The organism is Paenibacillus sp. GCM10027630 (assembly GCF_042676305.1).
GTDB lineage: Bacteria > Bacillota > Bacilli > Paenibacillales > NBRC-103111 > Paenibacillus_S.
On sequence record NZ_JBHTGY010000001.1, the window covers coordinates 92,519 to 116,797 of the forward strand.

23 protein-coding genes are annotated in these 24,279 nt (G+C 45.2%); 5 read left to right on the forward strand and 18 right to left on the reverse strand.

Features of this window, described 5'->3' with window-relative positions; genetic code table 11:
- Nucleotides 1-7 precede the first annotated feature (7 nt).
- The 5 genes from ACFQ0C_RS00535 to ACFQ0C_RS00555 form a co-directional block, all read right to left on the reverse strand.
- Nucleotides 8-946, reverse strand: a complete 939-nt coding sequence (locus tag ACFQ0C_RS00535) for a carbohydrate ABC transporter permease (RefSeq protein ID WP_379362919.1) — start codon at nt 944-946, stop codon at nt 8-10.
- A 1,205-nt stretch (nt 947-2,151) separates the two neighbouring features.
- The gene (locus ACFQ0C_RS00540) at nt 2,152-2,952 is read right to left on the reverse strand and encodes an aldo/keto reductase (RefSeq protein ID WP_379362921.1); all 801 of its coding nucleotides are present in this window, start codon (nt 2,950-2,952) and stop codon (nt 2,152-2,154) included.
- A 45-nt stretch (nt 2,953-2,997) separates the two neighbouring features.
- Nucleotides 2,998-5,001 carry a GTP-binding protein gene (locus ACFQ0C_RS00545; RefSeq protein ID WP_379362923.1) on the reverse strand — a complete coding sequence of 668 codons (2,004 nt, stop codon included), beginning with the start codon at nt 4,999-5,001 and terminating at the stop codon, nt 2,998-3,000.
- The gene (locus ACFQ0C_RS00550; protein ID WP_379362925.1) at nt 4,998-5,966 is read right to left on the reverse strand and encodes an aldo/keto reductase; all 969 of its coding nucleotides are present in this window, start codon (nt 5,964-5,966) and stop codon (nt 4,998-5,000) included. Before ACFQ0C_RS00550 ends, ACFQ0C_RS00545 begins: the two co-directional genes overlap by 4 nt.
- 50 nt (nt 5,967-6,016) lie before the next feature.
- Entirely contained in the window at nt 6,017-6,424 is a 408-nt protein-coding gene (locus tag ACFQ0C_RS00555; RefSeq protein ID WP_379362927.1) for a VOC family protein, read from the reverse strand.
- A gap of 320 nt (nt 6,425-6,744) precedes the next feature.
- Between ACFQ0C_RS00555 and ACFQ0C_RS00560 the strand changes: the two genes are divergently transcribed.
- Nucleotides 6,745-7,686: an aldo/keto reductase family protein gene (locus ACFQ0C_RS00560; RefSeq protein WP_258215568.1), complete on the forward strand. Its 942-nt coding sequence runs from the start codon at nt 6,745-6,747 to the stop codon at nt 7,684-7,686.
- A 69-nt stretch (nt 7,687-7,755) separates the two neighbouring features.
- Here ACFQ0C_RS00560 and ACFQ0C_RS00565 read toward each other — a convergent pair whose 3' ends face one another.
- The 3 genes from ACFQ0C_RS00565 to ACFQ0C_RS00575 form a co-directional block, all read right to left on the reverse strand.
- The gene (locus ACFQ0C_RS00565; protein WP_379362929.1) at nt 7,756-8,262 is read right to left on the reverse strand and encodes a hypothetical protein; all 507 of its coding nucleotides are present in this window, start codon (nt 8,260-8,262) and stop codon (nt 7,756-7,758) included.
- 162 nt (nt 8,263-8,424) lie between these two features.
- Nucleotides 8,425-9,876 (reverse strand): stalk domain-containing protein, encoded by a 1,452-nt coding sequence (locus ACFQ0C_RS00570; RefSeq protein WP_379362931.1) that lies wholly within the window; start codon nt 9,874-9,876, stop codon nt 8,425-8,427.
- Nucleotides 9,877-10,024: 148 nt separating this feature from the next.
- Complete coding sequence (locus ACFQ0C_RS00575; RefSeq protein WP_258215571.1) at nt 10,025-10,210, reverse strand: hypothetical protein; 186 nt, start codon at nt 10,208-10,210, stop codon at nt 10,025-10,027.
- Between the two features lie 249 nt (nt 10,211-10,459).
- Between ACFQ0C_RS00575 and mgrA the strand changes: the two genes are divergently transcribed.
- Nucleotides 10,460-11,449, forward strand: coding sequence for an L-glyceraldehyde 3-phosphate reductase (gene mgrA / locus ACFQ0C_RS00580; protein ID WP_379362933.1), 990 nt, complete (start codon nt 10,460-10,462; stop codon nt 11,447-11,449).
- Nucleotides 11,450-11,563: 114 nt separating this feature from the next.
- On the opposite strand, the gene ACFQ0C_RS00585 is transcribed toward mgrA, so the two are convergent.
- The 8 genes from ACFQ0C_RS00585 to msrA form a co-directional block, all read right to left on the reverse strand.
- Nucleotides 11,564-12,322, reverse strand: a complete 759-nt coding sequence (locus ACFQ0C_RS00585; protein ID WP_379362935.1) for an SDR family oxidoreductase — start codon at nt 12,320-12,322, stop codon at nt 11,564-11,566.
- A gap of 39 nt (nt 12,323-12,361) precedes the next feature.
- Nucleotides 12,362-13,345, reverse strand: coding sequence for a DUF4367 domain-containing protein (locus ACFQ0C_RS00590; protein ID WP_379362937.1), 984 nt, complete (start codon nt 13,343-13,345; stop codon nt 12,362-12,364).
- A gap of 8 nt (nt 13,346-13,353) precedes the next feature.
- The gene (locus tag ACFQ0C_RS00595; protein WP_379362939.1) at nt 13,354-14,148 is read right to left on the reverse strand and encodes a hypothetical protein; all 795 of its coding nucleotides are present in this window, start codon (nt 14,146-14,148) and stop codon (nt 13,354-13,356) included.
- Nucleotides 14,145-14,726 carry an RNA polymerase sigma factor gene (locus tag ACFQ0C_RS00600; RefSeq protein ID WP_379362941.1) on the reverse strand — a complete coding sequence of 194 codons (582 nt, stop codon included), beginning with the start codon at nt 14,724-14,726 and terminating at the stop codon, nt 14,145-14,147. Before ACFQ0C_RS00600 ends, ACFQ0C_RS00595 begins: the two co-directional genes overlap by 4 nt.
- A 271-nt stretch (nt 14,727-14,997) precedes the next feature.
- Complete coding sequence (fabF, locus tag ACFQ0C_RS00605; RefSeq protein WP_379362943.1) at nt 14,998-16,233, reverse strand: beta-ketoacyl-ACP synthase II; 1,236 nt, start codon at nt 16,231-16,233, stop codon at nt 14,998-15,000.
- Nucleotides 16,234-16,311: 78 nt separating this feature from the next.
- On the reverse strand, nt 16,312-17,331 hold the full coding sequence (locus tag ACFQ0C_RS00610) for a ketoacyl-ACP synthase III (protein ID WP_379362945.1): 1,020 nt from the start codon (nt 17,329-17,331) through the stop codon (nt 16,312-16,314).
- Between the two features lie 182 nt (nt 17,332-17,513).
- A complete protein-coding gene (locus ACFQ0C_RS00615) occupies nt 17,514-17,792 on the reverse strand; it encodes a YciI family protein (RefSeq protein WP_379362947.1) in 279 nt (92 codons plus the stop codon).
- A gap of 51 nt (nt 17,793-17,843) precedes the next feature.
- On the reverse strand, nt 17,844-18,827 hold the full coding sequence (gene msrA, locus ACFQ0C_RS00620) for a peptide-methionine (S)-S-oxide reductase MsrA (protein ID WP_379362949.1): 984 nt from the start codon (nt 18,825-18,827) through the stop codon (nt 17,844-17,846).
- Nucleotides 18,828-18,996: 169 nt separating this feature from the next.
- Here msrA and ACFQ0C_RS00625 point away from each other — a divergent pair, with 169 nt between their 5' ends.
- Genes ACFQ0C_RS00625 through ACFQ0C_RS00635 form a run of 3 tightly spaced genes read left to right on the forward strand, consistent with a single transcriptional unit; the run spans nt 18,997 to nt 22,722 of the window.
- Entirely contained in the window at nt 18,997-20,091 is a 1,095-nt protein-coding gene (locus tag ACFQ0C_RS00625) for an endospore germination permease (RefSeq protein WP_379362951.1), read from the forward strand.
- The gene (locus tag ACFQ0C_RS00630) at nt 20,088-21,566 is read left to right on the forward strand and encodes a spore germination protein (protein ID WP_379362953.1); all 1,479 of its coding nucleotides are present in this window, start codon (nt 20,088-20,090) and stop codon (nt 21,564-21,566) included. Before ACFQ0C_RS00625 ends, ACFQ0C_RS00630 begins: the two co-directional genes overlap by 4 nt.
- A 1-nt stretch (nt 21,567) precedes the next feature.
- On the forward strand, nt 21,568-22,722 hold the full coding sequence (locus tag ACFQ0C_RS00635; protein ID WP_379362955.1) for a Ger(x)C family spore germination protein: 1,155 nt from the start codon (nt 21,568-21,570) through the stop codon (nt 22,720-22,722).
- Between the two features lie 10 nt (nt 22,723-22,732).
- Here ACFQ0C_RS00635 and ACFQ0C_RS00640 read toward each other — a convergent pair whose 3' ends face one another.
- On the reverse strand, nt 22,733-23,428 hold the full coding sequence (locus ACFQ0C_RS00640; RefSeq protein ID WP_379362957.1) for a queuosine precursor transporter: 696 nt from the start codon (nt 23,426-23,428) through the stop codon (nt 22,733-22,735).
- A 288-nt stretch (nt 23,429-23,716) separates the two neighbouring features.
- Nucleotides 23,717-24,124, reverse strand: a complete 408-nt coding sequence (locus tag ACFQ0C_RS00645; RefSeq protein ID WP_379362959.1) for a hypothetical protein — start codon at nt 24,122-24,124, stop codon at nt 23,717-23,719.
- Nucleotides 24,125-24,279: the final 155 nt, after the last annotated feature.

The window sequence follows — 24,279 nt, forward strand, 5'->3', positions numbered from 1 at the left end:
TCGAATTTTAATAATTAACCCATTTTTTCTGGCCGATCCATTGAAGCGCCGTAATTACCAATACGCACAAGAACAGAACTGCGGCCATCGATGAAGCGTACCCTAACTTCAGGTTCGTGAAAGCTGCATCATACATATACCATACGAGCAAGCTGGTTGACTGTACGGGGCCCCCCTGTGTCAGCACCGCTATCAAATCAAACACTTTAAAGGTAGAAATAAAGCCGGTTATCATAAGGAAAAATGTTGTTGGCGACAGCATCGGCAATGTAACACTTTTAAATTTTACCCAGCCATTCGCGCCATCGATATCCGCCGCTTCATACAAATCCTTCGGTATCGCCTGCAAAGCTGCAATATACACGATTAGATTGAAGCCAATGGAAATCCAAACATAGATCATCATGACAGAAAGGAGCGCATAGTCCGGATCGGCAATCCACTTGGGCGGATTCGAGACACCGATGGACATAAGGAACTGATTGACCGGTCCAAGAGAAGGATGGAACAATACTTGCCATACAATGGCAACGGCCACTACGCTTGAAATATAAGGCATGAAGTAGGCTACTTTAAAAAAGCTTTTGAAGTAAACCTGCTTGTCTATCAGAATCGCCAGTACCAATGAAATGATCAAGTACGCTGGAACGGTCAGCAGAAAAACAGCATTGTTGCGGAATGACTTCAAAAAAGTTGGATCATGAAATAATTTCTTGAAATTATCCAGTCCAGCCCATTCAAACCCACCGAAGCCCATTATGAAATTCCAATTCGAAAAGCTTAAAATGAACGTCGCAATGATTGGAATCAACACAAGTACTGTTACCCCGATCAACATTGGGCTTACGAATAGGAAGCCCGCTAATGTTTCTTTACGCTGCAAGCTGCTGCTGCGCTTTTTAGTAATCCGGTTTCCCGCTGAGTTAGCGGATGGATTGGAGTTCATATGTCATTCACCTCGACTTCCTTTATGTTGATTACATTATAATTAATAATGATGGTTCTTTTTTAACGCTATTTTGATCACATTATCAATTATTTTGACTTTTCCTAAAAAATTTAAGTAATTTATGCCCCTTTAGCATTCCACACTTTACAGTAAAAATATTACCCCGGAGTCAATGATCGGACAAAAAAGAAGGGGTTGTCCCGAAGTAGCTTTAGCTACAAGGGAGCAACCCAATTGTTCTCCAAAAAAAATGACACAGAGACTAACCATGCCCAATCGCCAGCCTTATAATGTCGATCGATACTTTCCTCAACAAAATGTGAGCAAGCGAAAGCCACCCGATCTTCAAGCTTACTTAGGTAAGCCGCGAAGCAGGAAGTCCCTAAAGCCCCGTTGTTCTTCAATTGACTAAGCACATTATCTACCATCAGATGCACGGACACATACTCGGCGTTCTTCCATCCATCGACGTGGGTATGGACCGACTGCCTTGCAATTCCGCAACGCTCCCCCGCGGGATTCGCTCGCGTTGGAAACTTCCTCGCTTGTTTTTGTAGTGAAGATAGGCCGAGAAAGAAAATAGATGGAAATCCTCACGTTAATTCGGCCTGAATATCGTTTGAAATCAATCTAACTGGAAAAACTCACGCTAAAATAGCTGCTATGGATAATATCACCCCAAACACGTAGAATTAGCATGAGAAATTCCAGTTATTGGGCTAGGAATGCTATTTTCGGAGTAATTAACATGACAATTTCCTTATATTTTGCTGGGAGTGGGGAACGTTTGGCTGCTATAAAATGACGTAACTGAATCACGATCCCAGATCACAATCCCCAATCACAAGCCCCAATCACGATCCCCGAGATCAGCACGCACGTTGGGAAAGGAACTCATCTCTTCATTTGACTGAGAGTACCCAAGAAGGGACCAATAAGAAAGGGCTGACTTCCAAAAAGCTAAACCCTAGTGAGTGAATCCCGTAGAATGTGCATAAAACCTCACAATAAAAATGCACCTCCTAGAATTTCATCGGATAAACTAGAAGTTTATTCCAATGTCTATTCAAAGAGGTGCACTCCAACTGTCAAAGTGGATATAAAGTCGATATGCTTGATTCTTTTGTATCCCTATTTCAGATTAAGGGGTGGATAGGCGGCTGCTCCAAAATGGCTTTTGAGACAGCCCCTCTACTCCTTTACTATGCTATTGAGGTAGGTGCGCCAAACGGTGAACTGTATCCGCTAATTCCACCAAGAATGCGCTTTGCCTCCTCATCACTCATCGAACCGTATCTTTCCGCGGCATCTACAATTTTCGGGAATAGATGTACATCACCCGCGGTAGCAAATCCCGCCACACCTGGGAAGGATAATACGAAATGGACACAGGCGTCGATTGCTTTGATAACTCGCAAGGCAACATCTTGCCTGCCGGTTTCCTCGATTAATTGGTCGAAAGCCTCTCGGTAATCGGGAAGGGAATACAAGTAATAGTTCAAAGGCAGAAGCACGGTATCAAAGGAATAGCGACGCAGTGCTTCCAAATGTGTAACTGGAGCTTGATGACCATGTCCTGTAATTCCGATTGCCTTCACGATGCCTTCTTCTTTAGCCTCCAGAGCAGCTTCCAAAGCTCCGCCCTTTTCCGTACATTTATCCAGTTCGTCCACTGTGCCAACAGAATGAAGCTGAAGCAAATCGATATGATCTACCTGTAGCAGCTCCAAAGAACGGTAAATTTGAGCTTTCGCTTTCTCCTTCGTACGTTCGCCTGTTTTGGTCGCAAGAAAAATTTCATCTCGGACCTTCGGCATCCAGGGTCCCATTCTCAGCTCTGCGTCACCGTAGCTCGCTGCTGCATCAAAATGATTGACACCATGCTGCAAAGCATACGAAATGGAAGCATCCGCTTCCTCCTGTGTCACCTTGCCAAGACTGGCTGCACCAAACATAACGACCGATCTGGGATTGCCCAGACGTCCCATTCTTCGTTGTTCCATCTTACTTCCCCTCCTGCCAATTTTTCTTATAATTTAAATATAGGGCTACCTGGTGGAGCCTAAAGCGCTTCTCATACTAAGAATGTATTTGGATGTATCGAGCGGATTGACACCTCTGCGAGTTCTTGCTGCATCAACATCAGGAGGACATTCCCGGTAGCTGTCGAATCGGGCTGTATAGGTACCTCGCCCACCGGTCAAGGTGCTTAGTTTCACTGGGAACTCTAATGAGCTTGCAACCGGGATAAGCCCTTCCACTGTAAATCTTTCACCTGCTATAACAGGATATTCGAATACAGCTCGCATAAGGTTCAATTCGTTCAATATTTTACCGCTTACTTCCTGAGGAGCTGTAATTCTAAAATGAAGATAGGGTTCCAGCAGCGTTGTTCTTGTATGCGCCAGTCCATCCATAATTCCCATGGGTGTAGCCAGTACAAAGTCCAACGGATGGGTATGCCAAACATGATGCTGTCCCTCTACCAGCGTCACTCGAAGATCTGTAACTTCCCAACCCTGCAAGCCCTGCATTAGTGCCTCAGGTACTCGCCTCGCCACCTCATTTTGGTAGCTGTACAGCAAATCCTCCGGCTTAACCTGGGAAGTATATTGAAGTCCGCTGCCGCGAGGGCCAGGCTCAATGTGAAACCGCAATATCGCCCAGCAAGGTTTGGGCATCGTATAAGCCACATATCCATAACCTGTGCCGGATGGGGTTTCTTTGTAAATCACACTTGGCGAGCCGAATTCAGCACGCAGGCCGAAGCGGCTATGCAGCTGATGGGTGAGTATTTCCAGCTGAATTGGCCCCATGATCTTGATATGCAGCTCCCGCTCCTGCTGATGCCACTGCAAATCCAGCAGCGGGTCCTCATCAGCGAGCTCCTGCAAGGCAGCTACAAGCTGAGGGTACTCGGCATTGCTTGCCGGATGCACCTGCACGGTCAGCAGCGGAATTGTCAGCCTGTGCTCAGGAGGCACGGAAGCAGCGCTGCCGATAACATCCCCGATCTTCACTCGGCTTAGCCCGCAGACGGCAGCGATATCACCGGCGTTCAGCACGCCGACATCTTCATAATGGCCTGCATGGATTTTACGAATTTGCGTTACTTTCTCATCCAGCTCTTGCGTAGTATTATGAATCATATCGCGATTCTGAATACGTCCGGCATACAATCGGACTAACGCTACTTTTCCCATTACTTTGTCACGCTCAAGCTTAAATACAACACCGGATAACGGATCTTCCACTTTACCCGATGGAGAAGGCAAGAAGGATAGCGCTGCATCCATCAGCTCCTTTATGCCAATCCCTTTGCTCGCCGCGGCAAACAAGACAGGATAAACCTTCGCTTGTTTTGCCAATCCGCATAGACGCTCATAAAGCACCTGCCGGGGAACCTCTTCCCCTTCTATATAATGCTTCATCAGCTGGTCATCATGTTCAGCGAGCTGCTCCAAAACGGAGTCATAATCCGCTTGCTCTACTGAAGCTTCAGTCTCACTTTTTCCATTAAGCGAAAACTCCCACTCCCACAGGCTGTTTACGCGGCTAAAGCTATCTTCCTCACCCGAATAGCACTGCACAGGAATGGCATCAGGAGTTAATACGGAGCGGATTTCGTTAAGCACCCGCTGAGCCGAAGCGCCTGTCCGATCCATCTTGTTTATGACAATTAAGGTGGGAATCTGAAGAGTCCGCAAAGCATTCCATAGTGTTTCCGTATGAGCTTGAACCCCTTCTACTGCAGACACTATTAAGATGGCCCCATCCAGAACGCGCAGCGACCTTTCCACCTCGGAGGAAAAATCAACATGACCCGGCGTATCTATTAAATTGACCTTGTAGCCCTTCCATTCGAATACTGTTGTCGCAGCCCGAACCGAAATGCCCCGTTCCCGCTCTACATCCAGCCAATCGGTCTGTGCCGTTCCCATATCAACTCTGCCAAGACTGCGGATTCGGCCGCTTTCGTATAACATATGCTCGGTTGTTGTCGTCTTGCCGGCATCAACATGAGCAACGATGCCGATATTCCTCAGCTTCATTTCTCTTCGCTGCGGTCAGTCGCAGGTGGAGGCGTGATTGATAAAGAATCAATCTCTTTACGCCACTCAGGTGTCATATCGACCTGTAGGGCTGCAAGCGAAGGCTCCAACTGCTCCAGGCTACGGGCTCCGATAATCGGTGCAGTCACACCTGGGTGAGACATAACCCACGCAATAGCTAAAGTTGCCGGATGCAGTTCACGTTCTGCGGCATATTCGGTAAAACGTTCTGCAACATCATAATACAATTGCTCGCCGTAACGTTTGCCATACATCTCCTGATCAACGAGCCTGCCTTGTGCAGGTCTTTTATCCTTGCCGTATTTCCCACTTAGAAGCCCGCCACCTAATGGACTGTAAGAAATAACGCCTACCTGCTCGGATTCAGCCAATGGCAAAATCTCCACCTCAGCCTGCCGCTTGACCAGATTGTACATCGGCTGGATGCATTCGAAACGAGCCAAGCCCGCTTTATCCGAAATCCCCAGCGCCTTGGTGATTTGCCAAGCCGCCCAGTTGCTAACCGCCGGATACAATATTTTACCCTGCTGCTGCAAATCGTCCAAGGCCCGCAGTGTTTCTTCCATTGCTGTAGTGGAATCGAAATTATGGATGAAATATAAGTCGAGCCTGTCCGTGCCCAGTCGTTTCAAGCTTTGTTCAACGGACAGCATAATATTGCGGCGCGACATCCCTCGGGCATTGATGTCACTGCCCATCGCCATACTAACCTTCGAAGTGAGGACGATTTCATCACGGCAATCAGCAATACAGCGGCCGAGTATTTCCTCTGAACGTCCTCCCGCGTATACATTGGCACAATCAAAGAAATTAATGCCTACCTCTCTGCATCTCCGAAACATTGCTCGCGAGGTTTCCTCGTCTGCGTTTCCTCCGAAAGACATCGTTCCAAAGCACAAGCTGGACACCTGAATGCCCGTTTTTCCTAATGTACGGTATTTCATTTTCAATATCCTCCCAAGAGTTTCGCTCTGCGAAACTGACATTATAATGATTAATTAGACAATTGTGGTGCTCCCGGCATTAATTGCATGAATTCAATACGGTTGCCATCCGGGTCTTTAGCCCAGCATTGGAAGTTCGTATCCTTGCCCATTTTTGGCTCAACATCCAGAGTCACGCCGTTCGCTTTCAAATGATTGGCAATTTCATGAATATCATCTACCTCAAGGCATAAATGATTATAGCCTATAGGCTTCTGCACGGGCTCGACCTTATTTAACCCACCATAAAAGAGTTCAATAAATTGCCCTTCGCATACTTTAAGATATTGAATCCAAGGCTTATCATCCTTATCCTGCAGCTCGAACAATTTCTGAAAACCCAATATATTGCAGTAAAAATGCAAGGATTGTTCCATGTCCTCAACTGTAAGAGCAATATGTCCAAGTCGTTTTATCATATTATCTCCTCCTAAGGTTTCAGCGAAACCAGCATCGTAAGCCTTCACTCGGTCTTTTTTTGAACAAAATCGATAACGTAAGCGTTCTCTCAGATTTGCTTGGGTATGTATTCACTTATTCGGCTTCCCTTTTCATTTTATAGAAAAATCTGTTGAAATATAAGGAGTGACTTAGTCTTTATTAAGTTACCTTGAGGTAAGGATGGCACTGAGGCGTTAGTAAGGCAATATATATTCAGTACTTAACAAACCTAAGAATGTTAATTATAATTGGCACTGAATCTATCATGTTACGAAAAATAGTTGGAGGTGCTTTAACAATGAAATACCGTAAGCTTGGAAACAGCGGCTTAAAAGTCAGCGAAATCAGCTTGGGCAGCTGGATGACCTATGGAGGTTATGTTGAAGACGATAAGTCGGTTAAATCAATAGAGCAAGCCTATGACTTGGGAGTTAACTTTTTCGATACAGCTAATGTATATGAACGTGGGGAAGCCGAGCTCGTTATGGGTAAGGCATTAAGCGCCTATTCCAGAGATTCCTATGTACTGGCTACTAAAGTGTTCTGGCCTATGGGTGACGGTCCTAACGACCGGGGTCTTTCCCGTAAACATGTGATCGAGCAATGCCATGCCAGCTTGAAGCGTCTGAATACGGATTATGTTGACCTTTACTACTGCCACCGCTTCGATCCTGAGACACCGCTTGAAGAAACGCTTCGCGCCCTAGATGATCTTGTAACACAAGGCAAAGTCCTGTACGTTGGTGTCAGTGAGTGGACGGCTGCTCAGATGGTCGAAGCTCTCTCCATTGCGGATAAATATTTGCTGGATCGTATCATTGTTAACCAACCGGTATATAACATGCTTAACCGCTATATTGAAAAAGAAGTCATCCCTACCGGCTTGTCCAAAGGGATTAGCCAGGTCGTATTCTCACCACTCGCTCAAGGTATTCTTACAGGAAAATACCGTGCAGGCGCCGGTGTACCCGCCGACAGCCGGGCTGCAAGCAAAAGCTGGGGGGATGAGAAGCTTACCGAATCCACCTTGGCTAAGGTCGAGCAGCTGATTAAGATTGCTGATGAGCTGAATATTAAAGTTTCACAATTGGCTTTGGCCTGGATTCTGAGACAGCCGAATGTCGCGAGCGCATTAGTCGGCGCAAGCCGTCCGGAGCAGGTTATCGAGAACTGTGCAGCCTCCGGAATCGTGCTGTCCGAGGATGTAATCAACTCCATTGAAGGCATTTTGCAGAACTAGCTGCTGCCTCCAGACAATCCAAGTAAAGGGCGGCTAATCTCTGATTAGCCGCCCTTTACTGTACCCGCTTCAACGTTTGCTTCTTGACTTTATAGTTGCCCGATTTGCTACTGAACGACTACCAGGCTTGCTGCCAGACTTGTAAGATGAACGGTTCTTCCGGTTCAAACGGACACTCGCCGTCGATACCTTCGCACCTCCGCCAAACATGCCAAACAATTTCATAATCGGTCCCATTTGCTGAAAAAGACGAATCATTTGGTTGGCTTTGCCCATCATGGATATAATTCCGTCAATCCCGCCGAAGCCGCCCAGTAAGGAAGCACCGGTATTTGGAGTTGCGGATGCTGAAGCTTCCACGTTTTGTTCCGATTCAATCCGTCCTATCTGCATATCCTCATCCTCAATGAAATTCCTGCTTCCTCTTGACGGTCTTGCAGCAATCTTTTTATAGGGCTTATAAGCTTTGGCTGGAGCATTGCCACTGCGTCCTTTGGTTACCGCTTTCCCCGGGGCACTGCCTCTTGATGAGCTTATGGAAACCTGCTGTCCCCGCATCCGTTTCTTTTTGTCCATCGAGTTCCCTTCCTTCTTCAAATGTTCTTCTAATACCTGATACAGGATACTTGTCTCTGCTATACTGTATATGTATGTAGAAGCCATATAAAAAGGTTGGGATACCCGACTAGTACCGATGAAATGTGTGTTTGTTTAGTAGTGTTTACAGAATACCTAGCCTTATTTCAGCTCTAGCGTTGCGCGATACAGCAGCTGATCCCAGCTAACCTTCGCCCCCAACGTCTCCCCTGCAAAACGAAGTGGTATATACAAATGTCCATCCACTATGACAGGAGCCTGCTCAAGCTTGATCGCCCTGCCGTTTACAATGGCTTCCGGTACATCTGGACGCAAAGTCAGCTCAGTTGTACCACGTTTGGCAGTTAATACACGTTCTTCGCCATCCCATTTGAAACCAGCTCCAATTCGCTCGAAAATACCACGAAACGGCACCATGGTCACATCCTGCTTAATAAAACCGCGATTTTCATTGACGAATTTACCGTTCACTACTACCTGAACCTGCGGATCATCGTAGCGCTTTACTATTAAGGCATTACTCAGCAATCTGCCAGGAGAGCGCTTCATCATCCCTTCGGCGTACAAGGCTGAGCTGGACCCCCCGTCCATATTCATGGCCTCTACCATTCCAAGCTCTACCAGGGCTTGCGCCATATCTACAGCTGTTGCTGAGGATACAGTTCCCATAACCAGCCGCCCCTCCCCGTTCACACCAACAAAACTGCGTGTATTAGCCGATCCCGTAATTTTAGGATCATCAAAGCCATCTCTTTCAAAATCTACATCGGCCTGTCCGTTCGTTACCAGCTTCGGCCCTGCCCCAATAGCTGTTTCCCACGCTTCTGCAACGGGAACAGCATTCGAACCGCTGCCGTCAGCCACATAGGCTTCTATTTCAACTTGATCGCCCTCATGCAGATTAGGCAGCAAATTTTTATCATTATTTGGACTATGCCCAATATAGATTACATAACCATTCTCAGGAGCTACTGTGGTACCCTCCGTCAATGACGTAATTCGTCCAGCTTCTATTACAGCCTTCGTTCCACCAGCTCTGTCTATCTGTTGTGCAAAATCACTTGTATAAGCGATAACTTGATCGGCATCATCACCGTAATAAGTGTTTACTCCCCATGGATTAACTGTATACACGTTATTGTTGTGTTTTACCTTAAAGCTCAGCTTTGTTTGCATCTGATGAATTTGAGCCGTTTTATCCGTCTGGATACCTAACGCCACGTTTTCTCCTGATCTCACAAAGCTCCCGGACTTGATCATCAAGCCGTTGGGATGCCTCTTGCTTTCATCCTGCTCATAAGCATCGAAAAATGTGCCGTTAACCCCTGCAACCGCATCACTGCGTTCAATCATTCCGGCAAAGCTTTCCACATATCCGATACCCGCTTCCGCCGTTATTGGCATAACCCGAATATACGGGTCCGACAAGTCGATGGTTGTCCACTGTACGGTAAATTTCTTACCGTTAGCTTGTACAGTAGTTGAGTCAAATACAACAGATTCGCTTGCCTGTGCAGAACTCCCTGTCCATGAGATCCCGAGCATTACAGCTGCACTAGCAGCAATAATTACACTTTTCTTCCAAAATATCATCTTGTCATCCCCGTTCAATTATTTATGAAATTTCAATAAATACCCCTGTTTATAATTGAAAAATAGAACCTTTGAACAAAAAAAAGACTACGATTTCGAATAGTCTTTTTGCTAATAAATTTGTACTGCGCTTCACCTTAGTGTGGATCTACCGTTTTTGCTCAGGCAGTGTTACCCAACCCGCATAAATAGAATAGTAGAAGAAGAACGCTGTAATTAGTCCAAGCACCAGCAATAAAAAACCGAGTTTAGTCTTCTTTTGAAAAAATGCCACGAGCGCTCCGCTAAAAAACGACCCCATCAAAATTAAAAACAAAATGAACAAAATAATCATGAAAGCTGCTGTCTCCTTTTTTTCCATCTCCATCATATCAACAGTTAATACTTTACCATTTTTGCAGCTGAAAATCGAATACTAAGGCGCATTGCTTACCTAAATGTTACTAAGTCATATTAATTTCAGTACTTTTCTCGCAACTATGTTTTCCTTATACTGATTAGAGAAGCTGAATTTTGCAGCTGTTGGGATTCAATGTGCCCAGCCTGCAGGATGTCAGATTCAACCTACTAAAGGAGGTTCAAAATGCCTTATCAAGCGAATTCAGAACGTTATCAATCTATGAAATATAACCGGAGCGGGAGATCAGGTGTGCAGCTGCCTGCAATATCATTGGGGCTGTGGCATAACTTTGGAGGCGTGGATACATATGAGAATGGAAGAGCAATGCTTAGAGCCGCATTTGATTTAGGCATTACTCATTTCGATCTGGCCAACAATTACGGACCGCCACCGGGCTCAGCTGAAGAAATGTTCGGGTCGATGATGAAGTCGGATCTGGCTCCGTACCGCGATGAATTAATTATTTCCTCCAAAGCCGGATATCGGATGTGGGAAGGACCTTATGGAGAATGGGGCTCGAAAAAGTATCTTATTGCTAGCCTGGATCAAAGCTTAAAACGCATGGGCCTTGATTACGTCGATATTTTCTACTCCCATCGTTTTGACCCTAATACTCCGTTGGAAGAAACAATGGGTGCTCTCGACCAAATCGTCCGCCAAGGAAAAGCTCTCTATGTCGGGATCTCCAGCTACACAGCCGAGCAAACTGAGGAAGCGGTTAAAATTTTGAACCGATTGGGTACTCCGCTGCTGATCCATCAGCCTGTTTACTCCATGCTGAACCGTTGGGTAGAGAACGGACTTCAAGACGTGCTGCAGGAGCATGGCGTAGGAAGCATTGCTTTTTGCCCACTGGCTCAGGGCTTGCTGACGAACAAATATTTAACGGGAATTCCGGCTGATTCCAGAGCCTCCAACCCTACCAGCTTCCTGAAAGAAAAAGATGTAACCGAAGATAAAATTGCGAAAATCCGCCAATTGAATGAGCTTGCCCAGCAACGGGGACAAAGCCTTGCTCAAATGTCACTCGCTTGGGTGCTGCGTGAAGGGCGAGTTACCTCCGCTTTAATTGGTGCGAGCCGCGTCAGTCAGATTGAAGAAAATGTAGCAGCTTTGGCCAACCTGGATTTCAGCAGTGAAGAGCTTGCCAAGATCGATAATATTTTAAAATAAGCACTCATAACAAAAAGCCAAGCTCGCAGTTTATGCAAACTTGGCTTTTTGTATTTATTGAGGTTGCTCAGGAGCCTTGCCCAACTGTTTGAGCCCACGTATCAAGCACCCTCTTTAATACGCCGTCCATCCAGCATCCGCAGTAATAACGGTACCATTAACAAAGCTCGAATCATCTGAAGCAAGAAATAATGCGACCTTGGCGATCTCTTCGGGTTCACCGGCTCTTGGGTTTAAGTTCATTCCGGCCATTGCTCTGCCCATGCCAAACTCATTTGGTTTATTAATGGAGGTGCTGATATTAGTATTTACTCCGCCTGGAGCAATAGCATTACAACGAACACCGAGCGTCGCATACTGAAATCCTACGTTTTTTGTTAATCCGACAACCGCGTGTTTGGCTGCCGTGTATGCCGCTCCTGCCCTTGAGCCCATCAAACCTCCGGCTGAAGCTATGTTAACTATGACTCCACTTCCTTTTGAAGTAAAGATGGGAAGTGCCTTGCGTATCGCTCTCATAGGGCCGGTTGTGTTAATGGCAAAAACTCTTTCCCAAAGCTCGTCTGTCAAGTCAGCGGCTGGAACAAAATTATCCATTATTCCTGCATTATTAACTAAAATATCTAATGTGCCATAGGTGGTAACTGCCTTGTCAATTAAATTCTGAATGTCCTCTTCTTTTGCAACGTTGGCTGCTACAGCTATAGCTTCCCCGCCATTGGATTTAATTTCTTCAACGACTGCATTAGCTGGGTCTACATTAATATCGGATACAACGACTTTAGCTCCTTCTTGTGCATAAAGAATAGCAATAGCTTTCCCCATACCTGAAGCTGCCCCTGTTACCACTGCAACCTTGCCTTGAAGTTTCATTCCAAACCCTCCAATTGATGATCTCTGCTAAATGTTCCACTATTTCAAGCTTTTTGCCATCTTTACTAGTTCTTCCTCTTCGAGCTCCCTGCCGAAAATGCTGATAAATGTATCATTTTCTGTCCAGTCTAGCCTTATGAAACTATTCTCAGTTATTGAAGTGACGAGCAATGCTTTGGTTCCGCGGATAAATATTTCCTTACTCGACTCCGGCCCGAATGAACCTGTAGTCAGAACACCATTCTTGTGAAGCTTATAATAAGTTACCCTTAGTAAATGATTCTTATCATTCATATAAACGAGCATCGTATGATCCGTCTTGCTCTCTCCTTCGCGAATCCAAGCTAATCCCTCATCAAATGTATAACCACTAGGCAAATAGGCTGGAACATACATTTTAAAATCAGCGTAGTTCTTGACCTCCTGCTCTTTGAGCTTCAGTTCTGTTAATGTAATCGGTCCTTCAACCAATTGATTAGGGGATGCCCCGTTCGTTGAGGATGCAATGGATTTGGTGGAGGCTGAAACCTGTGATTCCATGCCTGGCGCTATCGGCATAACCATTCCGAATATAAAGCCCCCGAATACAAGAGCTGTGATCATAAAGCCTACCGATCCGAGACGTTCACTAAATAAACGCCGTTTTTTATGTCTATGTATTCGTTTTAAGACCTGCTCCCAAGCCTCAGGCAGAAGCAGCAGTGTTTCATTGGGATGAAGCGGCACTTGTTGCGAAGGCGTAAGCGTCGCAGCCAATGGCAGCTGCTTACTGATCCGCTGCATCATGAGCTCTCTGAGCATGACAACGATCTGCTCCTCATCCAGCAATCGAAAATAACGCCGGTGCTTGGCCGCCCATAAAAAAACGTCAACAGCACTGTTCTGAACAGCTGTTTTCTCCAATAAAGACAGCTCGTCTAGTTCAGAAAGCACAGCCATATAATGATCGAACAATGTTTTTTGCACTATTACCGGCAATGAAAATACATTTCCTTTAAACAGCAGCATCCATTTCAGGTCCATGTTGCCTCCTATTGCTTGACCTTTAATCCTTCACCGATCTTATTCAATTCCTGCTCATTCATAGCAGACCGAACAATAATATTGATATCTTGATTATTCCATTCCAGCTCCCCTCCACCCTTTGCTGGGGTGGTAAAAGTGCGTATTCCATCCGGGCGATCCGCATTCGGGCTGAAGGATCGTTTGCGGAACAATATCTCCAGTTGTCCCTGATTATCTGCGCTTCCCTGGTAAACCAGCTTAACAGCGCTCGCTTTTGATTCCCCCAAGGTTATATGGACGGTCGCCTCTTGAAGTATATAGCCCGAAGGAATGTAAGCCGGAATGGGCATAGCAAACTGTGCTGCAGAAGCGGCTTCCTCCAGTGTAACCTTCACTCTGCGAAAAGCAGATTCATTCGGTAAATCGCGATTGTCCTCCAGCTTGGGAGGAGGAAGCATGTCGTCCGGTGGCGGAGGTGGCGTCTTGGCTCCTTCGGTAGACGCATTCTCCGTGCTTCGGACGCTCACGTTAATGGTATTGTTCTTCGCTTTATAAACCATTTCAAACATAGGTCGAAACGCTTCCGTTGTATGCAATGTGCTAAACAGCATTGCTCCTGCGATCAATGAAGCGGCGCTAACCGAGGCCCACTTGGCTCTGCGAAGCCAGACTGCTTTGCGTTGTTCCTTCTGCAAACGTTGCTGCAGGGTACGCCAGGAGGCTGATGGATCAGCATTAAATTCAGTTGGTAAAGGCTCGCTATTTTCTGCGGCTTCGTCAAACAAACGCTCGAACTCCGCATCAAACTCTGACTTATTCATAGCTCATTCACCTTCCAATCATCCTGAAGTTTACGCTTGACTGCTTCTCTTGACCTGAACAATGTTTGGCGGATTTTCTCCTCCGAAACATCCAGCCGTTCAGCCATCTCCTTGTAGGAAAGCTGCTCGACCCAACGCATATGCAGCACTTGCCTGTATATAGGCTTCAATTGTTGTATGTAATGTACAATAGCTTCCTTCATTAGCTTGGCCTCCACCTCAGCTTCAGTTGAAGGATGGATAGAACTCATAAAAGATATGGCATTATCTATATAGACATCATCAGAAAGAAGTTCGTTCCGTTTATTATTATTTTTTCTTAAATAACTTATAGTTGCATTACGCGCGACCGTTCGCAGCCAGGCTATAATTCTTCCTTCTTCAACATCATGGGGACTTTTTCGGATAAGATTTATAAATGTATCTTGAATAATATCCTCTGCAGCCGGGTGATCTCTAACTATATACATAATCTTAGGGTACACTAAGCGGTAAAACTGATCATATACTTGCTCCTGCAATATCGGGTCGAGGGACCTGATATCACCGGTTAATAGAACTAAAATTGATTTTGACATAACTCCTCCGCAGCCGTATAAGCCGATTCCTTTATTTCCCAATGGATATTGCCCAAGCTCTATCTTACACTTTTTCATCCATTATTAGGAGATTAATCTCACATTTTGTATATTCAGCATTATTTTTTAGAATGAATGGACTTAATGAAGGTTGTCAAATAGTGGTTGAAAAAGCGAGAAGCTGCAAGGAGGATCAAGGTACGGTTCATAGGATACCGAGGTTTAGGAGAGGTTTACGCGGTTTGCGCTTCGGCAACAAACCGCGTAAAGATCAGGCTTTTCTAAATACGAGGACTGCGTTGTGCCCCCCGAAGCCGAAGCCGTTGGAAATGGCCAACTGAATCGGAGAAGCTGCCGCCTTATTAGCGACAATATCCAAATCACATTCCGGATCTGGGTTCTCGAAGTTAATCGTTGGCGGGATAATGCCCTCCATCAAGCTTTTCACTGTAATTACAGCTTCCAGCCCTCCGGCGGCACCGAACAAATGCCCTGTCGCCGATTTCGTAGCACTCACCTTCAACTGGTACGCATGTTCACCAAATACTCGTTTGATTCCCTTTACCTCTGCACGGTCACCAAGCGGAGTACCGGTTGCATGCACGTTGATATAATCGACTTCCTCCGGCTGTACGCCAGCATCCCTAAGCGCTTCCTTCATAGCCATAGCATTGCCTGTTCCTTCCGGATCAGGTGCTGTTATATGATAGGCATCCGCAGATTGCCCATAGCCAATAATCTCCGCGAGAATTGTGGCGCCTCTAGCTCGAGCATGCTCCCACTCCTCCAGTACAAGTACCCCTGCTCCTTCTGACATCACAAATCCGTCACGATTCGCATCGAACGGCCTGCTAGCCTTCTGCGGCTCATCATTTCGTGTCGACATCGCCTTCATATTGCAAAAGCCTCCAAAGGACAGTTCATTCACCGGCGACTCCGCCCCACCGGCAATCATTGCATCCGCAGCGCCGCATCGGATAAGATGAAAGGCTTCTCCGATCGCATTATTTCCGGAAGCACAAGCATTAACAGGCGTTGTATTCGGCCCCTTTGCCCCTATTTGAATAGATAGCTGAGCCGATCCCATGTTAGCGATCATCATGGGAATAAGGAATGGACTGATGCGACGTGCCCCTTTTTCCAGCATAGTTTTATGATTGTCGAGTGTCGTTTGAATTCCGCCAATCCCGGTTCCAATGGACACTCCTACGCGGAACGCATTTTGTTCCGTAATCTTTAAATCAGCATGAGTCAGAGCCTGCTTCCCCGCCGCTACAGCAAACTGTACAAAACGGTCCATATGCCGCAGTTCCTTGGGCTCGAAGTAGTCCTCAGGATGAAAATCAGTAACAATACCGGCTATTTGCGTAGCAAAAGAAGATGGATCAAACACTTCAATGCGCGAGATTCCTGATTCCCCTTGAACCAGTCGGCTCCAGAAGGATGAAACATCCGATCCCAGTGGGGATATAACTCCTAAACCTGTAACAGCTACACGTCTTGACATATAGGAACAGCTCCTTATTAGAGATTGTTCAAAAAGTTCAACTTTTGATCACGAAGTAAACTTATTGAACACTCATTATTAGTAAGATATTAAAGGTTCATTGATTTGCGGATCCAGTTGAAGCTTCAATAGCAAGCCCGCTTGTACAAGTCCTGCTCCAAATCCATAGAGCAGCAATCGGTCTCCATTCTTTACTCTCCCATCCCGAATGCCCAAATCAAGCGAAAGCGGAATCGTTGCAGCAGATGTATTGCCGAACTGTACGAGGCTGTAGAGGGTTCGCTCAATGGGAAACCCGCTTCTCTCACATACAGGCTCAATAATTCGCAAATTAGCGCTATGCGGAATAAACCAATCTACCTGATCCATACTCCGTCCACCTTTTTCAAGTAAAGCATTCATTCCATCCGGTACTGTGCGCACCGCCCACTTAAACACTTCCTTGCCATTTTGTACGAGCAGCTTAGAGTCCTTCAGTTCCACCTCATTGAGCTTGTTGGCTATGCCGGTGCGGTAAACATGGATACCTCCCTTGCCCTCCGTTCCCATATGATAGGCCTCGAAGCTTGATTGCTCTGCATCCTGCTCCACTAATGCAGCACCGGCTCCATCCCCGAACAACACACAAGTTGTTCGGTCTGTGTAATCTGTTATCTTCGAGATCGTGTCCGCTCCGATAACCAGAATTTTGCGGTGCAGCCCTGATGCAATGAAGCTGTGTGCCGTATGCAGCGCATAGGCAAAACCGGCACAGGCTGCACTTAAATCAATAGCACCAGCAGCCGTCTGTATACCCAGACGGTCTTGAACAATTGCCGCAACACTTGGAAAAGGAAAATCCGGTGTGCTTGTGGCAACTATAATCAAATCAACATCGCTAACGGTCTTATTATATCTGTGCAGCAAATCTTGAACCGCCGCTACGCATAAGTGACTGGTATATTCGTTGGGGCCGCTAATTCTGCGCTCTCGAATTCCGGTTCGTTGTACGATCCATTCATCGCTTGTCTCCACCATGTCTTCGAGATCTTTATTTCGTAGTATGCGTTCCGGTACATAGGTGCCAATAGCTGTAATACGGGCATGTTGTAAGTACATGGGTCAACGCTCCTTTATTTATTATCTAGTATTAGTACCTAGTGCTAATTGTAATTAGTATAACTCCCTCAGCTTGTCCGTGTCAATCCGAAAAAAACCGGCCCCCTGCACACATCATGTGCTGGGAGCCGGTTCTCTATTAGGGAATATGAATAATGCCATCAAGATCACTTATATCCGATTTATTGAGGAATAACGGCTTTCGTAACGATTTCCCATTCATGTATTTCGTAGCCTCTTGCGCCGCTGGATACATAAGGGTCTTGTCTGACCACTTCCACAACTTCATCCGTTGATTCCGCTATGTAAATAACCAATCCACCGGAACCGTCTGAAAACTTGCCACTAGCAAATATTTTGCCCTCATTACGACCCTTTTCAAGAAATTCAAGATGCTGGGGGCGGAACTGCTGGCTTTTCTCAATATTAATGATAGGTAAAAAAACGGCATAATATTTCATCAGAAAATCCCTCCAAAATAAAGTTTATTATTAAGACAGCCTTATCTAGGATTATTCGGAGTCGAACAATCCCAGATAAGTACCATAGCCTTCCTTCTCAAGCTCATTCTTTGGTATAAAACGCAGCGCCGCAGAATTAATGCAATAACGCAGTCCTCCTGCTGACTTGGGACCATCATTAAAAACGTGGCCCAAATGCGAATCCGCCTCCCGGCTGCGCACTTCAGTCCGGATCATGAAATGGCTGAAATCCTGCTTATCCTTCACATTTGAAGATACCAACGGTTTGGTGAAGCTCGGCCAGCCGCAGCCGGAGTCGAACTTATCAAGTGAACTGAACAACGGCTCGCCTGATACGATATCCACATATATGCCTGCACCTTTATGATCCCAGAATTCATTTTGGAAAGGAGGTTCGGTTGCATTGTTTTGTGTCACTTCATATTGAATTGGGGTCAGCTTGCTTCTTAGCTTCTCTTTATCCTTTTCAGTATTCCAGTGAGCGGCTATGAAGTTATCACGACCCGAGCCTTTTCTGTACATCTTGTAATGCATCGTTTTTTTATGATGATAGCCCTGATGATAGTCTTCTGCTTCGTAAAAGGGTCCCGCCTCAACGATTTCTGTCACAATAGGTTTGCTGAAACGTCCGCTTTGCTCCAATTTTTGCTTGGAAGCCTCCGCCAGCTGCTTCTGCTCATCACTATGATAAAAAATCGCTGTTCGATAAGAACGCCCGCGATCATGAAATTGTCCGCCTGCATCCGTCGGGTCGATTTGCTGCCAGAAAATATCGAGCAGCTTCTCATAAGAGAATAGCTGCGGATCATAAGTAATCTGCACCGCTTCCGCATGCCCTGTCATTTCCGAGCAAACCTGCTCATAAGTGGGATTTACAGTGCTTCCACCCGTATAACCGGAAACGACTCGCTGAATCCCTGGCATTTCCTCAAATGGAGAAACCATGCACCAAAAGCATCCTCCTGCAAACGTCGCTAGCTCGTAACTGCCCTTCTTTTCGGTCTCATCCTTCATCCGTATCCCTCCACCCTATAGGAAATAACTTGCCACTTCTTATCATAACAAGGTTTCAGACATTTTCCAAATGAGCTGCAAAAAACATACGAATGTAAAGATCTGCATATTTACTGCATCGAATGGAAAAATATAACCATACAAAATAAAAGTTTCAGGTGGATGTGAAATGGAAACGTCACTTAAGAAAATCAGTTTTTTGCAGGTCTGTATGATCCTTATGCTAATGAATGGACTGACGAATCATGTCATTGTGAACCCGATGCTCCTGGATGCCTCTGGAAGAGACGCCTGGATTTCTGTTTTATTTACTGGAGCCTTATTTCTCCCATGGTGCGCTCTTCTTGTATGGTTTATGAAAAAATCAGGTCAACAAAAGCTCCAGCCTTGGTTAGCTCGAAAAACAACTCCTATTGTGTCATGGATGATAGTAATTCCGATCTGTCTGCAGCTGTTTCTAATCGGTGGTAGTACTGTCTTGCATAGCGCAACATGGACAATAACCAACTACTTGCCTTCCACTCCAAAGCTTATCTTGGTTATTACTTTATGTCTGGTTTGTTATTATTACGCCAAATCAGGCATTAGCATGATTGCCGTGAGTGCGGGAATCTTACTTCCAATCGTCGTTCTATTGGGTTATTTCGTTTCTTTCTCGAATTCCCCTCGTAAAGACTATACTCTTCTGCAGCCTGTTATGGAGCATGGATTACAGCCTGTTATTCACGGGATGCTCTATGCCGGAGGCGGATTTATCGAGATGTTCATGATCATCGCCATCCAGCATCGATTGAAATCCAACCTTCGCGCCTGGAAGCTCGTAATTTTGGGGATTATCATGATTTATATTACGATCGGTCCGATTGTTGGCGGCATTACCGAATTTGGACAGGAGGAAGCGGCCAAACAATTTGAATCCCCCTTTGAGCAATGGCGGCTGGTCAAATTAGGCAATAATATCGAGCATGTCGATTTTTTATCCGAGTTCCAGTGGCTTTCCGGTGCCGTTATTCGAATCAGCTTCGCCCAATTTCTACTTGCAGAATTATTGCCATTTCCAAGTTCGAAGCAGCGAAACCGATTTATACTTTTCATCACTATCTGCTATGGTGTACTCTCTATGATCCCTATTGACAGTTATACCTTCTATTTATGGATGTATCGGTACTACATGCCCATTTCACTTGCGATTGGTTTCTTTTTATCCATCGTCTGCATCACTATCTCTTTATTTTCTAAGACCGTTAAGGGGGAAATTGCATGAATGGGAAGATGCTTGAACCCGTAGAGAGTTGGAATGAGCACAAGATAAAAGCTCTATTCCCTCATTCGGCAGATGTTCAAATCATAAGCTATCGGTTTGAGAATGATATCTCATCAACTGAAGTCATTCTTTTATATAGCGAAGGATTGTGCGAGACCAGTCAGATCGGAGAGGTCGTCCTTCCGGAGCTTGAGCATTTGTTTCGTCAAAATGGGTTTAAAGAACTGCTTCTAGACCGTACTTACGGCAGCTTGCCATTAATACCTCTGGAAGCTAACGCTACATCTGAACAAATATCCGAATTAATCTTTGAAGGGGATCTGCTGCTGCTGTTTCCCCCAACTAATGCTTTATACAAAATGTGCACTTGCAATCGTCCTCAGCGCACTCCGGGGGAATCGAGTACGGAGGTGTCCATCAAAGGACCGAAGGATGGATTCGTCGAGGATATTAGTGTCAATGTAGCTTTAATCCGCAAACGTCTTCGAAGCCCTTCCCTCTACTATGAAACCTATACACTAGGAAAACGGACCAAAACAAAGGTCGGTTTATTATATTTTCAAGATATCATCGCTCCCGAAATATTGGAAAGAATCCAAAAGAAAATAAGCCAGCTTCAGATCGACGGACTGTTTAGCATCAACCAGCTCGAAGAGACGATTACCGATAACAAGTACTCTTTGATGCCTTTGCTAGACTATACAGGCCGGCCAGATAAGGCGGTCAGCAGCTTGCTTGCCGGAAGATTCGTAATCATAGTTGACGGAAATCCGATGGTATTAATTGGTCCTGCTACCTTTTTGCTTATGCTGAAATCGCCTGAAGATCTATACTTTAGCTTCCAATATATTTCCTTTGCCCGCTTTATTCGGATATTCAGCTTCTGTTTATCCATTCTCCTTCCCGGAGCTTGGGTAGCACTCTCTTCATTCCACCCGGATCAAATTCCATTCAGGCTTATGGCAACCATATCCTCGGCTCGTATCGGCCTTCCGTTTTCCGGGCAGCTTGAATTGTTTATTTTATTGTTATTGTTAGAGATCTTTAGAGAAGCAGGCTTGCGTCTGCCGAATTCCCTAGGTCAAACCTTGACCGTTGTCGGCGGATTAATAATAGGAGATGCGGCCATTCGAGCAGGCTTGGTTTCACCAAGTGTCGTCGTCGTTGGAGCAATAACGGCCGTCAGCGGGACAACATTGGTCAGCCAATCGTTAAGCGCATCGGTTAGTGTTATTCGTCTTGTGCTTTTTTTCATTTCTTCGTTTCTTGGGATGTTTGGGCTCCTTCTGGGCATTGTGCTGTTAATTGGCTATATGAGCACTCTACGCTCCCTGGGCGTGCCCTATCTGTCGCCAATATCGCCACTTATTTTTAAAGATTTGTTGGGAGCGATATTCCGGATTCCTTGGGGCAAAAATAAATCAAGACCACGTTCCTTGCACACCATAGATTCGGACCGACAAGGGGAAGATTAGTGTGAAATTATGGACTAAACTGATTCTCGTTTGTATAGCGCTCTTGCCTCTATCCGGATGCTGGGATTCCAAGTCTATTCAAAACTTGGCTTATGTAACGGCTCTTGGGCTCGATTATAAGGATAACGAAGTTAAGGTCTATGTTCAGGTTATAAACTTCTCGAATGTGGCCAAAAGTGAAAATTTTGAAATTGGTAAAAATGTGCCCGTGTGGATCGGCAGAGGGGTTGGCAAAACCATTACTGAAGCTATGACTTCAATCTATGCGACATCACAATTAAAAGTTTACTGGGGGCATGTCAAAGCTATCGTCTGCAGCGAAGAGATATTAAAACAGAAGGAGACGGTCCGTCAAGCCTATGACGCTATTAACCGTTACCGTGAGGTTCGTTATAACGTTTTGTTATATGGGACGAAGCATCCTTTGACCGAAATCTTTACTCAAAAGTCCATATTTAAGCTTTCACCTTTGGACACCATATTGGATACCCCAGAGGATACTTTTTCGCAAAGATCGTTTATTCCTCCCCAATACGGCTATAAGATTATTTCAGAAATCAATGAGCTGGGCCGTACGCCTATTCTCCCATCTATCTCTATAACCAAAGATGTTTGGAGTGAGGATGAAAAGGAAACACCGATGTTTCAAATAGACGGGGCCTACTTAATGAATGAACAGTTGATTGCACATTGGTATTCTGAAGATGATCTCAAGGGACTACGATGGCTACAAAAAAAAATGAAACGGTCCCTTATTGATATTCCTGATAATAAAAACCCGGATGCGTCTTTGGTATTGGTTAAGCCCCATCATTCTATACAGTATTACTTCGAGAATAATGAATTGCGGTTTAAAGTAAACATTAAAGCCAGTGCGTATGTCGATGAAATGGTATCCAACATCTCCGTGAATACGATGAAAAAACAAGCCGAAGCGGTTGTAAGCAATGAAGTCATTTCAACCTATCAAAAAGGACTCCCGCTTCAGATGGACACACTAAATTTGCTTGGAGAACTGTATAGAAAAGACTCGGGGAAATGGTTTGAATTGCAAAAGGAAAACAAGCTTGTACTAAAAAAAGAGACCTTGGGCAAGGTCGAGGTTCATGTGGATATTATGCATACCGGAAAATATAAAGGAAAAGTACATTCTTGAGCTTAATTAGTTAATTTTCGGATTTATCGTCCGAATGGGTCTTGAAGGAACGTGCAATATACAATACCGGCGTTCCTGCAACCGAAATGACAAACTTCAGCACATAAGTCGTCAACAGAATTTGCCACCACACATCAATTGGGAACACTCCGTAGAAGGCGATTGAACAGAATACAAGGGAATCAACAAATTGGCTGAGTCCTGTGCTTCCGTTAATGCGCAGCCAAAACTGCCCGCGATCCGGAAACCTTCGTTTTAATGCACTGAATACATAAACATCCAGGAATTGACTGACAAGGTAGGCGCACACACTTCCAAGGGCAATTTGCGGTGCCAAGCCAAATATTTGCTTTAGAGCCTCCTGTGCCAGATCAGTCTCTTGAGGAATGAACACAAGCACCATCTGCATAATGATCGTCGAAGCGAATAAGCTGAAAAATCCAAACCAAACGGCTTGTTTCGCAGCCTTGGCCCCGTATTTTTCATTCAACAGGTCGGTCGTCATATAAATCGATGCATAGATCGAGTTCCCCAATGTCATGACGATGCCGAAGATTTCGATCGTTTTGACAACCTGAATGTTAGCCAGCACGGTCGCAATACCTACCCAGGCATAGAGCCCCTTACGGCCAAAGAGCCGGTAACTGACTAGAAACAAAGCAAAATTGACGATGACGAATGCAAAACCCCATACTAAATTAAACATTGTAACTACTCCTTAGTTTTGATTACGCGGGAGGATTTCGAACCGCGACCGGCGATAGATTGGCCCGCCAGTTAAGCCGCTTCGGTATTTACGAAAAAAATACCGAAGCATTCATTTTACCACGCTATGTTAAATCCAGCAATGCACAGATTAATCAGTTACATCCAGCCATGCCTCACCATTGCATCCGCTGTAATTGACGTATGACATCTCTAATCTGAAGCCGCCTGTTCGGCATTTGCAGGGCAAGGATATATTTGCACTCTGAGTCTCTGATTTTTGTAATTACTAATTAATCGTTTCGATATACGCGTCCCCTTGGCATCTCCCGCTCGTGCAAGTCAGTACTAATCTTGCATCGTTCTGATTAGAGCTGTCCAATACAAAATCCGCAGTGATATTGTGATCACCCGAATTGGGGTAGCCATATACAGTTAAAGGATTGGTAACTGTACCGCTGGCAATAATGTTCGAGTATCCGTCTATAAGTTCCCAATTAATGTCTCCCCAATTGCCTGTTGGTGCACTATTATTAACACTTATATATACATGCGTTCCATAATGATGTCTGGATTCTACTTGCGAATTAGAGTTTTCGTACATTTCAATCCATTGATAAGAGGCGGCATGGACGGGCAGCGAATATACAAGAATAGAAGCAGCAATAACAAGTGTGGAAAACAAACGTTTTTTCATCAATCTCTTCCCTTCATTTTAAAATACAAAAGATCTATCAACCCTTAAGGTTCTATCCACCGAACAGCTCTCCCTACAGCCTCCCTTCACCTAAAATGCTGGAAGAAGCAAATAAATTTCCGTCTCGCTCCTTTTCGCATTATGTAATTAACTGG

What these genes read in the sequence shown, in the direction of transcription:
- ACFQ0C_RS00535 (WP_379362919.1), bottom strand. Translation starts at nt 946, where the DNA reads ATGAACTCCAATCCATCCGCTAACTCAGCGGGAAACCGGATTACTAAA.
- ACFQ0C_RS00540 (WP_379362921.1), bottom strand. Translation starts at nt 2,952, where the DNA reads ATGGAACAACGAAGAATGGGACGTCTGGGCAATCCCAGATCGGTCGTT.
- ACFQ0C_RS00545 (WP_379362923.1), bottom strand. Translation starts at nt 5,001, where the DNA reads ATGAAGCTGAGGAATATCGGCATCGTTGCTCATGTTGATGCCGGCAAG.
- ACFQ0C_RS00550 (WP_379362925.1), bottom strand. Translation starts at nt 5,966, where the DNA reads ATGAAATACCGTACATTAGGAAAAACGGGCATTCAGGTGTCCAGCTTG.
- ACFQ0C_RS00555 (WP_379362927.1), bottom strand. Translation starts at nt 6,424, where the DNA reads ATGATAAAACGACTTGGACATATTGCTCTTACAGTTGAGGACATGGAA.
- ACFQ0C_RS00560 (WP_258215568.1), top strand. Translation starts at nt 6,745, where the DNA reads ATGAAATACCGTAAGCTTGGAAACAGCGGCTTAAAAGTCAGCGAAATC.
- ACFQ0C_RS00565 (WP_379362929.1), bottom strand. Translation starts at nt 8,262, where the DNA reads ATGGACAAAAAGAAACGGATGCGGGGACAGCAGGTTTCCATAAGCTCA.
- ACFQ0C_RS00570 (WP_379362931.1), bottom strand. Translation starts at nt 9,876, where the DNA reads ATGATATTTTGGAAGAAAAGTGTAATTATTGCTGCTAGTGCAGCTGTA.
- ACFQ0C_RS00575 (WP_258215571.1), bottom strand. Translation starts at nt 10,210, where the DNA reads ATGATTATTTTGTTCATTTTGTTTTTAATTTTGATGGGGTCGTTTTTT.
- mgrA (WP_379362933.1), top strand. Translation starts at nt 10,460, where the DNA reads ATGCCTTATCAAGCGAATTCAGAACGTTATCAATCTATGAAATATAAC.
- ACFQ0C_RS00585 (WP_379362935.1), bottom strand. Translation starts at nt 12,322, where the DNA reads ATGAAACTTCAAGGCAAGGTTGCAGTGGTAACAGGGGCAGCTTCAGGT.
- ACFQ0C_RS00590 (WP_379362937.1), bottom strand. Translation starts at nt 13,345, where the DNA reads ATGGACCTGAAATGGATGCTGCTGTTTAAAGGAAATGTATTTTCATTG.
- ACFQ0C_RS00595 (WP_379362939.1), bottom strand. Translation starts at nt 14,148, where the DNA reads ATGAATAAGTCAGAGTTTGATGCGGAGTTCGAGCGTTTGTTTGACGAA.
- ACFQ0C_RS00600 (WP_379362941.1), bottom strand. Translation starts at nt 14,726, where the DNA reads ATGTCAAAATCAATTTTAGTTCTATTAACCGGTGATATCAGGTCCCTC.
- fabF (WP_379362943.1), bottom strand. Translation starts at nt 16,233, where the DNA reads ATGTCAAGACGTGTAGCTGTTACAGGTTTAGGAGTTATATCCCCACTG.
- ACFQ0C_RS00610 (WP_379362945.1), bottom strand. Translation starts at nt 17,331, where the DNA reads ATGTACTTACAACATGCCCGTATTACAGCTATTGGCACCTATGTACCG.
- ACFQ0C_RS00615 (WP_379362947.1), bottom strand. Translation starts at nt 17,792, where the DNA reads ATGAAATATTATGCCGTTTTTTTACCTATCATTAATATTGAGAAAAGC.
- msrA (WP_379362949.1), bottom strand. Translation starts at nt 18,827, where the DNA reads ATGAAGGATGAGACCGAAAAGAAGGGCAGTTACGAGCTAGCGACGTTT.
- ACFQ0C_RS00625 (WP_379362951.1), top strand. Translation starts at nt 18,997, where the DNA reads ATGGAAACGTCACTTAAGAAAATCAGTTTTTTGCAGGTCTGTATGATC.
- ACFQ0C_RS00630 (WP_379362953.1), top strand. Translation starts at nt 20,088, where the DNA reads ATGAATGGGAAGATGCTTGAACCCGTAGAGAGTTGGAATGAGCACAAG.
- ACFQ0C_RS00640 (WP_379362957.1), bottom strand. Translation starts at nt 23,428, where the DNA reads ATGTTTAATTTAGTATGGGGTTTTGCATTCGTCATCGTCAATTTTGCT.
- ACFQ0C_RS00645 (WP_379362959.1), bottom strand. Translation starts at nt 24,124, where the DNA reads ATGAAAAAACGTTTGTTTTCCACACTTGTTATTGCTGCTTCTATTCTT.